At 66.6% G+C, this 11,938-nt stretch carries 13 protein-coding genes and 1 pseudogene; 11 read left to right on the top strand and 3 right to left on the bottom strand.

Going from position 1 to position 11,938, the window contains the following annotated elements; genetic code table 11:
* Window positions 1-3 precede the first annotated feature (3 nt).
* Window positions 4-1,239, top strand: a complete 1,236-nt coding sequence (serB, locus tag VJV41_RS13270; protein WP_325334393.1) for a phosphoserine phosphatase SerB — start codon at window positions 4-6, stop codon at window positions 1,237-1,239.
* Here serB and VJV41_RS13265 read toward each other — a convergent pair.
* Together VJV41_RS13265 and VJV41_RS13260 are read right to left on the bottom strand one after the other, a co-directional pair.
* A complete protein-coding gene (locus VJV41_RS13265; RefSeq protein ID WP_325334391.1) occupies window positions 1,236-1,718 on the bottom strand; it encodes an SRPBCC domain-containing protein in 483 nt (160 codons plus the stop codon). The two genes, serB and VJV41_RS13265, sit on opposite strands and share 4 nt — an antisense overlap.
* A gap of 26 nt (window positions 1,719-1,744) precedes the next feature.
* Window positions 1,745-3,189: pseudogene (locus VJV41_RS13260) on the bottom strand (PLP-dependent aminotransferase family protein).
* Window positions 3,190-3,253: 64 nt separating this feature from the next.
* Between VJV41_RS13260 and VJV41_RS13255 the strand changes: the two are divergent.
* From VJV41_RS13255 to VJV41_RS13220, 8 genes are all read left to right on the top strand, one after another.
* A complete protein-coding gene (locus VJV41_RS13255) occupies window positions 3,254-3,406 on the top strand; it encodes a hypothetical protein (RefSeq protein WP_325334389.1) in 153 nt (50 codons plus the stop codon).
* A complete protein-coding gene (locus VJV41_RS13250) occupies window positions 3,399-4,139 on the top strand; it encodes a hypothetical protein (protein WP_325334387.1) in 741 nt (246 codons plus the stop codon). The genes VJV41_RS13255 and VJV41_RS13250 overlap by 8 nt, the downstream gene beginning before the upstream one ends.
* Complete coding sequence (locus tag VJV41_RS13245) at window positions 4,088-4,939, top strand: ABC transporter ATP-binding protein (protein WP_325334385.1); 852 nt, start codon at window positions 4,088-4,090, stop codon at window positions 4,937-4,939. The genes VJV41_RS13250 and VJV41_RS13245 overlap by 52 nt, the downstream gene beginning before the upstream one ends.
* A complete protein-coding gene (locus VJV41_RS13240; protein WP_325334382.1) occupies window positions 4,936-5,802 on the top strand; it encodes an NUDIX hydrolase in 867 nt (288 codons plus the stop codon). Before VJV41_RS13245 ends, VJV41_RS13240 begins: the two co-directional genes overlap by 4 nt.
* Complete coding sequence (locus VJV41_RS13235; protein WP_325334380.1) at window positions 5,802-6,452, top strand: enoyl-CoA hydratase; 651 nt, start codon at window positions 5,802-5,804, stop codon at window positions 6,450-6,452. The genes VJV41_RS13240 and VJV41_RS13235 overlap by 1 nt, the downstream gene beginning before the upstream one ends.
* Window positions 6,453-6,463: 11 nt before the next feature.
* On the top strand, window positions 6,464-7,468 hold the full coding sequence (locus VJV41_RS13230; RefSeq protein WP_325334378.1) for a class I SAM-dependent methyltransferase: 1,005 nt from the start codon (window positions 6,464-6,466) through the stop codon (window positions 7,466-7,468).
* A 13-nt stretch (window positions 7,469-7,481) separates the two neighbouring features.
* Window positions 7,482-8,633 (top strand): THUMP-like domain-containing protein, encoded by a 1,152-nt coding sequence (locus tag VJV41_RS13225; protein ID WP_325334449.1) that lies wholly within the window; start codon window positions 7,482-7,484, stop codon window positions 8,631-8,633.
* Between the two features lie 68 nt (window positions 8,634-8,701).
* Window positions 8,702-9,394: an esterase gene (locus VJV41_RS13220; RefSeq protein WP_325334376.1), complete on the top strand. Its 693-nt coding sequence runs from the start codon at window positions 8,702-8,704 to the stop codon at window positions 9,392-9,394.
* Between the two features lie 2 nt (window positions 9,395-9,396).
* On the opposite strand, the gene VJV41_RS13215 is transcribed toward VJV41_RS13220, so the two are convergent.
* Window positions 9,397-10,683 carry a PQQ-binding-like beta-propeller repeat protein gene (locus VJV41_RS13215; protein ID WP_325334374.1) on the bottom strand — a complete coding sequence of 429 codons (1,287 nt, stop codon included), beginning with the start codon at window positions 10,681-10,683 and terminating at the stop codon, window positions 9,397-9,399.
* Between the two features lie 93 nt (window positions 10,684-10,776).
* Here VJV41_RS13215 and VJV41_RS13210 point away from each other — a divergent pair, with 93 nt between their 5' ends.
* Window positions 10,777-11,514, top strand: a complete 738-nt coding sequence (locus tag VJV41_RS13210) for an acyltransferase (RefSeq protein ID WP_325334372.1) — start codon at window positions 10,777-10,779, stop codon at window positions 11,512-11,514.
* Window positions 11,515-11,656: 142 nt separating this feature from the next.
* Window positions 11,657-11,932 carry a DUF4190 domain-containing protein gene (locus VJV41_RS13205; RefSeq protein WP_325334370.1) on the top strand — a complete coding sequence of 92 codons (276 nt, stop codon included), beginning with the start codon at window positions 11,657-11,659 and terminating at the stop codon, window positions 11,930-11,932.
* The last annotated feature ends 6 nt before the right edge of the window (window positions 11,933-11,938 follow it).

The raw sequence follows: 11,938 nt of genomic DNA, 5'->3' as shown, positions 1-11,938 counted from the left end.
GGGGTGAGCACACCCAAGGTGTCGGTGCTGATCACCGTCACCGGACACGATCAACCAGGTGTGACATCGGCGCTTTTCGAGGTGCTGTCGCGGCACAAGGTTGAGATGCTCAACGTCGAACAGGTCGTCATCCGCGGCCGGTTGACACTGGGCGTGTTGGTCGCAGGGGCATCGGACGTGGCCGGCGGGCAGTCGTTGCGCGATGAGGTCGAGGCGGCCATCCACGGCGTGGGTCTTGACGTGAGCATCGAGCGCAGCGATGACCTGCCCGTGATGCATGAACCGTCGACCCACACGATCGTGGTGCTCGGCCGCCCGATAACCGCGGAGTCCTTCGGCGTGGTGGCCCGCGAGGTCGCCGCGCTCGGCGTCAACATCGACTTCATCCGCGGCGTCTCCGACTATCCCGTAACGGGTTTGGAGCTGCGGGTCTCGGTGCCGCCGGGTGCGGCCTACGGACAGCTGCAGCGAGCGCTGACTCAGGTCTCGGTCGACGAGGGCGTCGACATCGCCCTCGAGGATTACAGCCTGTCGCGGAGGGCCAAGCGGCTCATCGTTTTCGACGTCGATTCGACCCTGATCCAGGGCGAGGTCATCGAGATGCTGGCCGCAAGGGCAGGCGCCGAGGCCGCCGTCGCCGAGGTCACCGAAGCGGCGATGCGCGGGGAACTGGACTTCGCCGAATCACTGCACCGCAGGGTGGCGACGCTGGCCGGCCTGCCCGCGTCTGTGCTCGACGACGTCGGCGCGCAGATCGAGCTGACGCCTGGAGCGCGCACCACGCTGCGTACGTTGCGCCGCTTGGGATATCACTGCGGCATCGTGTCGGGCGGCTTCCGGCAGGTGATCGAGCCACTCGCGCACGAGTTGATGATGGACTTCGTCGCCGCCAACGAGCTGGAGATCGTCGACGGGAAGCTGACTGGGCGAGTGATCGGTCCGGTGATCGACAGGCCTGGAAAGGCCAAGGCGCTGAGGGATTTTGCGCAGCAGGCCGGTGTGCCGATGGAGCAGACCGTGGCCGTCGGCGACGGTGCCAACGACATCGACATGCTCGCCGCCGCAGGGCTGGGAGTGGCGTTCAACGCCAAGCCCGCGCTACGGGAGGTTGCCGACGCGTCGTTGAGCCATCCGTATCTGGACACCGTGCTGTTCATCCTCGGCATCACCCGCGGCGAGATCGAGGCGGCGGATTTGCGCGATGGGGTGGTGCGCCGGGTTGAGATCCCCGACGACTAGGCAGTCGACCATTCCGAGTCTCCCCATGCCTCAACGAACTCGGCAAGTTTCGCCAGTGTCATCCGCGTGCCGGTTTCGTTGTCGGCGGCGGGCACGCTGTCGGGAACGCCGTCGTGCACGATGAGGACATCAGTACCGCCATCGGCATCGGTGAGCGTGGTCGTCATCATCATCGTCCCGCGAAGCGCAGGATCGGCGGTCTCGAACTCCGACATTTCGACGACCTGCTCGTCCGGCACAAGCAGCGCGAAGTGGCCACGGTAGGTGTCGGTGTGCGATTCCGACTTGCCGGCCCGGTCCGGCGCATCGTATATGAGCGAGATGCGAAATCTCCCGCCTTCGCGGGCATCGAACTCGTGTACGTGGCAGCTCATGCCAGCGGGGACACGCCATTTCGCGATCGCGTCCGCATCAAGTAGCGCACGATAGACAGCCGACCGCGGCGCGTTCACGTGCCGCGAGACCTGCGTCGAATACATGCGCCAACTTTGGCAGACCCGACTTTCTAGACGACCATCGCGTGGCGTTCGGGCGTCGCTGTTCCGGTGACCGAGCGCCAGGACCGGGCAAGCAACTCGATTGCCTCACTGAGCTGTTCCTCTGGCAGTGTGTACGGGATTCGGATGAACCGCTCGAGCGTCCCGTCGACGCCGAACCGTGGACCGGGAGGAATCTCCAGCCCCATCCGCGACGCGGCCGCCGATAGCGCCGAACTCATCGGCGCGGGCATGCGCACCCACAGCGACATGCCGCCGCTGCCCGGGGCAGCGTGCCAGTCCGGCAGATGATCGTGCAACAGGGATAGCAGCAGTGCGCGGCGGGCCCGCAATATCTCGCGGCGCTCAGGCAGAAGGTCGTCGGCTTGTGCGAGAAGCGTTGCGGCTGCGAGCTGTTCGACGATGGCGGTGCCCATGTCGACGGCGGGACGCAGCCCCGCGATCGTCGCGAGCGTATTGCGTTCGGCGCGTATCCAGCCGATGCGCAGACCGCCCCAGAACGACTTGGACATCGATCCGATGGTCAGCACCAGGTCGCGACGTGTGGTCATCGAGGCGGCGAGTGGCGGCGGGATGGGCTCGTCGAGCCACACCTCGGTCATGGTCTCGTCGATGATCGTATGCGTCCGGGTCTCGGAGATGATCTGCGCCAACCGCTTTCGAGCCGGGGCCGGCATCGTCAAGCCGGTCGGGTTGTGATTGTCGAGGACGAAGTAGGCCAGGGTGGGTGCCAGTTGCCGTATCGCGGCATGCACCGCGGAGAGTTCCATCCGTCATCACCGAGTGCGACGGGAACGGGGCGGGCGCCCATGGTCGTGATCGCCGAGATGGCACCGTGATAGGTGGGCTGTTCGACCAGCACCCGGTCGCCTGCGGCGGTGTAAGTGCTGAGGATCAAGCTGATCGCGTGCTGCGCACCGCTGGTGACCATGATCTGCTCAGGCTCGGTGGGAAGCCCTCGGGCGCAGTATCTTTCGGCGATCGCGTCGCGCAGCGGGGTGACGCCGCGCAGGTCGTGCCCCGTCTGGTGCAGATACGGCGGCACTTGCCGCGTGGCTTCGATGAAGGCTTCCTGGACCGCGCCCGCCGGAGCGGCCAGCGCCGCGACGGCCAGATTGACGGACGGCGAGGTGTACAGCGCGGGAGTAGCCACCCGCGCTTCAGGCAATGCCGTCGTGCTGCGTGCGCCGCGGCGGGCATTGAGGTAGCCGTCGTCGCGCAGTTGTGCGTACGCGGCGGTCACCGTCGTGCGCGACACCCGCAGCACGTCTGCCAGCGCCCGCTCGCTTGGCAGTCGCGCGCCGACGGGAAGGCGCCCGTCGACGATAAGCATCCGGATGCCGTCGGACAGCCCCTGGTAGGCGGGCCCACTGCGACTGGACGTCCGCCAGTTGCCGAGCTCGCGGGCCAACAGGTCCACATCGAGCGCGCGGGCGGCCATGTCCACGGTCATATCCAGGCCAGTATGAGCTAACTGGCTATTGAAAGGCAAACCAGTCTGTCGACATCATCGAGTCATGAGTACGAACTGGATATCTCGACTGGCTCGGCTGTGGGCCAAACTTCTCGCCCCGGTGGAAGGCATGCCCGCCGAATTCGTCGACCGTGACGCCGAACGCGTGCGCCGCGAGCTAGAGCTGATCCGGATCCGCTTCCCACACCATGCGTAGAGCCGCGCTACAAGGTTCGGCGCTGCTGGTCGGTCTGTGTGGCTACGGCTCCTCCATGGCGGTCATGGTGCGCGCCGGCCTGGGTCTGGACCCATGGGATGTTTTCCATCAGGGCCTCACGGTGCACACGCCGATGAGCATCGGCGTCGCGTCGGCAGTCGTCGGTGTGGCGGTGCTGCTGGCCTGGATTCCGCTGCGGAACCGGCCTGGCATCGGCACCGTCGCCAACGTGATCGTCATCGCGGTCACCGTCGACGCCGGGCTGTCTGTGCTGTCGACACCGACGTCCCTTGGTGTGCGCATCGCAATGATGGTTGGCGCTGTGGTGCTCAACGCGGTCAGCACGGTGCTGTACGTCGGTGCAGGCCTTGGCCCCGGCCCGCGCGACGGGCTGATGACGGGACTCGTGGTGCGAACCGGCTTGTCGGTGCGCCTGGTCCGCACGTCGATAGAGGCCACCGTGCTGGCCGTCGGCTGGCTGCTCGGCGGGACCGTCGGCGTGGGCACCGTGCTCTACGCGTTCGGCATCGGCCCGCTGGTCCAGCTCTTTCTGCGCATCACGCCCAAGCGTGTGCTCGCGGTCAGCGGGTGGTCGCCGGTGGCCGAAGCCAGCGATTTTGGCGCGCAAACCGGCGCGAGGCGCGTGCGGGCGCGCCGAAATCGCGTCACTACGATGGTCGAGTGCCAGTCGCCGGAGAAGACCCAGCAGACGCAGCCGACCCCGACCTGCTGATCGACTTCGCCAAGGTCACCCTGCGACGCGGTCGCCAGCTTCTGGTCGGACCGATCACCTGGTCGGTCGAACTCGACGAACGCTGGGTCGTCATCGGGCCGAACGGGGCGGGCAAGACGTCGCTGCTGCGCATCGCTGCGGCGATGGAGCATCCGACGTCGGGCACTGCCTACGTCCTGGGCGAGCGGCTGGGCCGCGTCGACATGTCCGAATTGCGCGCGAGGGTGGGCCTGAGCAGCTCAGCGCTATCGCAGCGGGTGCCCGACGGCGAGGTGGTGCGTGATCTGGTCGTATCCGCCGGCTACTCCGTCATGGGCCGGTGGCGCGAGACGTACGAGGACGTTGACTACAACCAGGCCATCGACATGCTGGAAAGCGTCGGCGCCGAGCACCTCGCCGAGCGCACCTACGGCACATTGTCCGAAGGCGAACGCAAACGGGTGCTGATCGCGCGATCGATGATGACCGACCCGGAGCTGCTGCTGCTTGACGAGCCGGCGGCCGGGTTGGACCTCGGTGGCCGCGAGGAACTCCTGGCGCAGCTGGAGGACCTGGCCGCCGACCCGGACTCACCCGCGCTGGTCCTCGTCACCCACCACGTCGAGGAGATCCCGCGGGGCTTCAGCCATTGCCTGATCCTTTCGGAGGGCAAGGCCGTCGACTCCGGGCTGTTGTCCGATGTCTTGACCGCGGACAACCTGTCCAAGGCGTTCGGTCAGTCGATCGCGCTGGAAGTCGTCGACGGGCGCTACTTCGCTCGTCGCACACGTACCAGGGCCGCGCACAGGAGGCGAGCATGACTTTTCCGGAGGGTAGGAGCGATGTGACTGGGGAGGAAGCGCCAGACCCCTTGACCCCGCGGCCGGCGGCCACGGTGATGCTGATCCGCGACAACCGCCCGGGCCTCGCCCGGGGACTTGAAGTGTTCCTGATGCGGCGCCACTCGGCGATGGACTTCGTCGCCGGGGTGATGGTGTTCCCCGGCGGTGGCGTCGATGACCGCGACCGCAATGCCGACATCGCATGGTTCGGCCCCGAGCCGTCGTGGTGGGCCGAGCGATTCGGCGTCGAACCGGATCTGGCTGAGGCATTGGTATGCGCCGCCGCGCGCGAGACTTTCGAGGAATCGGGTGTGCTGTTCGCCGGCCCGGCCGACGACCCCGACGGCATCGTCGGCGACGCATCTGTCTACCGCGAGTCCCGGACGGCGCTGGCGGACAACTCGCTGTCGTTCGGTGAGTTCCTGCGCCGTGAAAACCTCGTGCTGCGCGCAGATCTATTGCGGCCGTGGGCGAATTGGGTGACGCCGAAGGAGGAGCGCACCCGTCGCTACGACACGTACTTCTTTGTGGGGGCGCTGCCGGAAGGCCAGCGGGCAGACGGCGACAACACCGAAACCGACAAGGCCGACTGGATCACTCCCGAAGAAGCGCTTGAGGATTTCGCGCAATCTCGGACGTTCCTCCTGCCACCGACGTGGACGCAGCTGGATTCATTGGCCGGCCGAACAGTGGCCGAAGTGCTTGCGGTGGAACGCAAGATCGTCGTGGTCGAGCCGCATCTCGCAGACAAGGGCGGCAACTGGGAGATCGAGTTCTTCAACAGCGAACGGTATAACGCGGCCCGCAATCACCGGGCTCCGCAGGGCTACGTCGACAAATGATGAACGAGTTCGTCTCCGTCCACGTCAGCGACGAACAGCGGGGCATCGCCACGCTGCTGGTGTCGCGCCCGCCGACAAATGCGCTGACCCGCCAGGTGTACCGCGAGCTCGCATCTGCAGCAGCTGATCTGGGTCAACGCGACGACATCTGCGCGGTGATCGCGTTCGGCGGGCACGAGATCTTTTCTGCCGGTGACGACGTTCGGGAGTTGCGCACGCTCAACGCCGACGAGGCCGAGGTCGCCGCTCGGGTGTGCCGCGAAGCCGTCGACGCGCTGGCCGCGATCCCGAAGCCGACGGTCGCGGCTGTCACGGGATACGCGCTCGGAAGCGGGCTGACACTGGCGCTGGCAGCGGACTGGCGCGTGGCTGGAGACAACGTGAAGTTCGGCGCGACGGAGATCCTGGCCGGCCTCGTCCCGCAAGGGGGCACGGGAAGGCTGGCCCGGGCGGTTGGCGACAGCAAGGCCAAGGACCTGGTGTTTTCTGGGCGGTTCATCGACGCCAAGGAGGCTCAGGCGCTCGGTCTGATCGACGAGACGGTGGCCCCGGACGGCGTGTACGACGCCGCGGTGGCCTGGGCCCAGCGCTTCCTGGACCATCCTCCGCAGGTATTGGCTGCCGCGAAAGCCACCTTCACTGGCTATTAGGCTGCCCTGTTATGAGTTTTGAGGAACCCAGCGCTCCCTCCGATGTCGCCGGCCAGCCGGCTCCGAATCCGCACGCCACCGCGGAAGAGGTGGAAGCGGCCCGCCACGACTCCAAGCTCGCCCAGGTGCTGTACCACGACTGGGAGGCCGAGAGCTACGACGACAAATGGTCGATCTCCTACGACAAGCGCTGCGTCGACTACGCCCGCGATCTTTTTGACGCGACGGTGCCCGAGGAGGAGCTTCGGGCGTTGCCGTACGAGCGGGCCCTGGAATTGGGCTGCGGAAGTGGGTTCTTCCTGCTCAATCTGATACAGGCCGGTGTGGCTCGCCGCGGCTCGGTGACCGATCTGTCGCCGGGCATGGTGAAGGTGGCTACCCGCAACGGGGAGAATCTGGGCCTCGACATCGACGGACGGGTCGCCGACGCCGAGGGCATCCCGTACGACGACAACACCTTCGACCTCGTCGTCGGGCACGCCGTGCTTCATCACATCCCCGACGTCGAGTTGTCGCTGCGCGAGGTCGTGCGGGTGCTCAAACCGGGCGGCCGGTTCGTGTTCGCCGGCGAGCCCACCACAGTGGGCAACACGTACGCACGTGCACTTGCAGACCTGACCTGGAACGTGACCATCCGAGCGATGAAGCTGCCGGGGCTGCAGAGTTGGCGGCGGCCGCAGGAGGAAATCGACGAGAATTCTCGGGCCGCTGCGCTGGAGTGGGTGGTCGACCTGCATACGTTCGATCCGGGTGACCTGGAACGGATGGCGGTCAATGCGGGCGCCGTCGACGTAACCAGCACCACAACCGAGTTCACTGCCGCGATGCTGGGCTGGCCGCTGCGCACCTTCGAAGCAACGGTCCCGCCCGGCCGGTTGGGCTGGGGCTGGGGGAAGTTCGCATTCGGCAGCTGGATCACTCTGAGCTGGGTCGACGACAACCTTTGGCGCCGCGTGGTGCCCAAGGGCTGGTTCTACAACGTCATGGTCACCGGGGTCAAGCAGTCAGGAGGTTAGCCTCGTCTTCGATATTGAAGCCGTTGCTTATCTGCGCTCCGACGCGGGCGTTCAGGCGTTGCGTGAGGTCGCCGACTATCGCCTTTCCGATGCCACGCTGGTAGGTGACATCGCCTCTGCGCGAACAGCTTTCGGTGGCCGGGCCGCTGTGTTGGTGGAGACGACACTATTGCGGCGCCGGGCCGCCGCGAAGTTCGCGGACCCGTCGGCTTGGCTGTTCACCGATGAGGCGTTGCAGCAGGCCACCGCCCAACCCGTGGCCGAACACCGGGCGCAGCGGTTGGCGGGTGTAGTCGTTCACGACGTCACCTGCTCGATCGGCACGGAGCTTGCGCCACTGCGGCGTTCGGCCGCATACGTGCTCGGAAGTGACATCGACGCCGTCCGCTTGGCGATGGCCCGCACCAACGTTGCCGATGTGGACGTGTGTCGCGCCGACGCCCTGCGGCCGGTGACGCGCGACGCTGTCGTCCTGGTCGACCCGGCACGTCGAAGCGGCGGCCGTCGCCGCTTCGACCCACGCGACTACACGCCCGCGCTGGACGCGCTGCTCGACGTGTATCGCGCCCGCGATCTTGTCGTAAAGTGCGCTCCAGGAATCGATTTCGATGAACTGTCCCGGCTGGGATTCGTCGGCGAAATCGAGGTGACGTCGCTGGCGGGCAGCGTGCGCGAGGCCTGTTTGTGGTCGGAGGGCTTGACGGGCGACGGAGTGCGCCGCCGCGCCACGATGCTGGACAGCGGCGAGCACATCACCGACGCCGAACCAGACGACTGCGCGGTGGCCCCCGCGGGGAGGTGGATCATCGACCCCGACGGCGCGGTGGTGCGCGCAGGTCTGGTGCGCCACTACGCAGCCCGGCACGGCCTGTGGCAGCTCGACCCGGACATCGCCTACCTGTCCGGCGACCATCTGCCCGCCGGTGTGCGCGGCTTCGAGGTCCTGGAAGAGCTGAGTTACGGCGAACGGCGACTGCGCCAGGCGCTTTCGAGTCACGACGTCGGCGCTGCCGAAATCCTGGTTCGGGGCGTCGACGTCAACCCGGATGAACTGCGAACCCGTTTGCGGCTACGTGGATCGCAACCGATCTCGATCGTCATTGCCCGCATCGGGTCCGGGGCGGCAAGCCGGGCAACGGCATTCATTTGTCGTCCGTCCCGATAATGCGACACGTACCCTGTCAGTGATGCGCCGGTGCCCGAGCCGGTGCCGGCTCTCGAGGACGTCCGACGATGCGCATGCTCAGGGTGGCCGCGATGCTCGTGGCCGGTGTACTGGCCTGCTCGGCCGCGGTATCGACCGCTGCGGCACAGTCCGCGTGCACGGACCTCGGCGGCGCCGTCGGGCCCGACGGCGTCTGCCGCGTACATGCCGCCAATCCGATCTACAACCTGGACATGAGCTTCCCCAACGACTATCCCGACCAAGCCGCGCTGACGGCATACCTCACGCAGGCTCGCGACGGATTCGTCAACGTCGCGCAGATGCCGGGCTCGTGGAACCTGCCCTATCAACTGGACGCCAAGGGGACCGGTTATCACTCGGGTTCGCCGACAAGTGGGACGCAGAGCGTGGTTTTCGAGATGTACCAAAACGTCGGCGGAGTCCACCCGCAGACGTTCTACCAAGCGTTCAACTGGGACCTTGCCAAGCGCGCGCCGATCACGTTCAACACGCTGTTCAAACCGGGCACCAAACCGCTCGACGTCATCTATCCCGAAGTCAATAGGTACCTGCAGAAGCAGCAGGGGATGATCGACGCGATACCGTCCCATGACGGGCTCGATCCGGCCAATTACCAGAACTTCGCCCTGACGGACGACTCGGTGATCTTCTTCTTCAGCCAGGGCGAGTTGTTCGCCGAGGCCGCCGGCGCAACGCAGGCCCCGGTGCCGCGCGCCGTGCTCGCGCCGCTGTTGGCTTAGCGCTACGCCGGCGCGAAGCCGTACACCTGCCCGTCGCTGGTGGCGGTGACGACACGGCGGTCATGGCCGACCGATACACCGACCGGCCATCCCGTCGCGTCGGGCAACGGATAGCTGTTGACCGTGTGACCGTCGGCGGGGTTGAAGACCACCAATGCCTGACCCTTGTCGCCGTCTTTGGCGATCGTGTAGCCGACGCTCCCGCCGGCCAGGCTCGACGTCGACAGCGGGGCGACGTCGTCCCGGGTCCACACGACGTCGCCGCGGTCACCGGCATCGTGGACGCCGACGAGCTTGGCGCCAGGACCGCCGCCCGCGACGATCAGGCCGCTGGGCGCCACCGACGGCGGCGTCTGGGCCAGATAGTTCAGCGGGACAGACCATTTCGGTTTGCCGTCGGCGGTGTTGATCGCCCACAGGCGCTGGTCGCGCCCGTTGACGTAGGCCGTTTGCCCGTCGGACGACAGCACGGGGCTGGCCAGCGGTCCGCCGCCGACCGCGTCGCTGGTCCACTCGCGGGTGATCAGCGGTGTTTGGCCGGGGCGGTAGCGCAGCCCGACGAGGACCGGCGCTGCCGCATTCGGCTCCCACAGACCCAGCACCACGATGCCGGTCGCCGATGACGACGCCGGTGCTGCGGCGACCGGGCATCCGGCGCGGACCGGCTGGCAGTCGGCCAGGCCGCGGGTCGAATCGGTCGGATTGACGCCGCTGACCAGATCGAGCGGCGAGCCGACGACGACGCCCTTGTGCGCGTCGAACACGAGCACCTGACCCAGATGCGTAACCACCAGCAGCTGTCCCGGCGCGAGAATCCTTGGCGTGGTGGGCATTCCGATCACCGGCTGGCGCCACCGGATCCACTGCGTCGGCGGAAACGACAACATGGCGCCGGGCTGACCGACGTAGACATTGTCGAACCCATCCAATAAGGGACTGGATAACCCGCCACCCTGCACCAGTCGGGTACACCACCGCTGACGGGCACGGTTGTCGGTCTCCCACACCATCAGCGAGCAGCCGCCAGGGGTTTGCGCGTTGACGGCCAGGTAGCTGCCTGACCCGAGCGACACCTGGGCGCCTAGATCGCCCTTCACCGACCGCCGCCACTCCAGCCGCAACGCCTCGGCACCGGCAACCGGCGCGAAGCTGCTGTTGGCGGCGTCGCCGTATTGCGCAGCCCAGCCGGTGGCAGCATGCGCTTCGACCCAGGTATCGGTGTTCCCGCAACCGGCCAGCACACCCGTGAGCAGCGCTGTTGACGCCAGCACGACCAATCGCCGGAACACTGCGCCCTTTCTGAGTTTTTCCAGGCCGTGTCTTCCACAGCCCACGTGAGGGTAACCGCTCGACATGCAAGCCCTCGCGTAGGCTTTCCGGCCATGACGACCATGTGGGGTGCGCCGTTGCACAAGCGCTGGCGTGGTTCGCGGTTGCGCGATCCGCGACAGGCCAAGTTCCTCACCCTGGCGTCGCTGAAGTGGGTGATAGCCAATCGCGCCTACACACCGTGGTACCTAGTGCGCTACTGGCGGCTGCTGAAGTTCAAGCTCGCCAACCCGCACATCATCACCCGCGGCATGGTGTTTCTGGGCAAAGGCGTGGAGATCCAGGCCACCCCCGAGCTGTCCACGATGGAAATCGGTCGCTGGGTCCACATCGGTGACAAGAACACGATCCGCTGCCACGAGGGCTCGCTGCGGTTCGGCGACAAGGTGGTGCTCGGCCGCGACAACGTCATCAACACCTACCTCGACATCGAGTTGGGTGACTCGGTCCTGATGGCGGACTGGGTCTACGTGTGCGACTTCGACCACCGCATGGACGACATCAACATGCCGATCAAGGATCAGGGCATCGTCAAAGGGCCAGTGCGGATCGGACCCGATACGTGGATCGCCACCAAGGTCACGATCCTGCGCAACACCACCATTGGCCGTGGGTGCGTGCTGGGATCACACGCCGTCGTCAAGGGCGACATCCCCGACTTTTCGATTGCTGTGGGCGCGCCTGCCAAGGTCGTCAAGAACCGGCAGCTGGCGTGGGAGACGTCGGCGGCCCAGCGCGCGGAACTCGCCGCGGCGCTGGCCGACATCGAACGCAAGAAGGCCACTCGCTAGTCCCGTTCACCGCGAGCGTGCGTGTCTGTACGCCGACACGCCGCGATCTGCGTGCATTTTGCGCACTCTCGCCGAGGCTGAACCGCACGCGGCTGTCCCTCGTAGTACTCACGAGTACACAGAACTTTCGAAGGGAACGACCTTGGCGTATCCGAATTCTTCCGGCTGGCAACCGCAACCGACATACGTCGTAGCGCCGGCGACCAACGGAATGGCGATCGCGGCACTGATCCTTGTGTTTGTGTTCTTCCCGCTCGGAATCGTTTTCGGCCACATGGCGCGCGGACAGATCAAGCGGACTGGAGAAGGCGGGCAGGGGCTGGCGACTGCCGCCCTGATCATCGGCTATCTCCAAGTCGCGGTGATCGTCGGGGTCGTTGCCGTGGCCGCAATCCTGGTTGCGCTCGGCGCTCAATAGGTGTCG

The sequence above is a fragment of the Mycobacterium sp. genome (assembly GCF_035274705.1).
Classification (GTDB): domain Bacteria; phylum Actinomycetota; class Actinomycetes; order Mycobacteriales; family Mycobacteriaceae; genus Mycobacterium.
Note: the sequence above shows the minus strand (reverse complement) of the source record. Positions and strands in the feature narration are given on the sequence as shown.

What these genes read in the sequence shown, in the direction of transcription:
- VJV41_RS13265 (WP_325334391.1), bottom strand. Translation starts at nt 1,718, where the DNA reads ATGTATTCGACGCAGGTCTCGCGGCACGTGAACGCGCCGCGGTCGGCT.
- VJV41_RS13255 (WP_325334389.1), top strand. Translation starts at nt 3,254, where the DNA reads ATGAGTACGAACTGGATATCTCGACTGGCTCGGCTGTGGGCCAAACTT.
- VJV41_RS13250 (WP_325334387.1), top strand. Translation starts at nt 3,399, where the DNA reads ATGCGTAGAGCCGCGCTACAAGGTTCGGCGCTGCTGGTCGGTCTGTGT.
- VJV41_RS13240 (WP_325334382.1), top strand. Translation starts at nt 4,936, where the DNA reads ATGACTTTTCCGGAGGGTAGGAGCGATGTGACTGGGGAGGAAGCGCCA.
- VJV41_RS13235 (WP_325334380.1), top strand. Translation starts at nt 5,802, where the DNA reads ATGAACGAGTTCGTCTCCGTCCACGTCAGCGACGAACAGCGGGGCATC.
- VJV41_RS13230 (WP_325334378.1), top strand. Translation starts at nt 6,464, where the DNA reads ATGAGTTTTGAGGAACCCAGCGCTCCCTCCGATGTCGCCGGCCAGCCG.
- VJV41_RS13220 (WP_325334376.1), top strand. Translation starts at nt 8,702, where the DNA reads ATGCGCATGCTCAGGGTGGCCGCGATGCTCGTGGCCGGTGTACTGGCC.
- VJV41_RS13210 (WP_325334372.1), top strand. Translation starts at nt 10,777, where the DNA reads ATGACGACCATGTGGGGTGCGCCGTTGCACAAGCGCTGGCGTGGTTCG.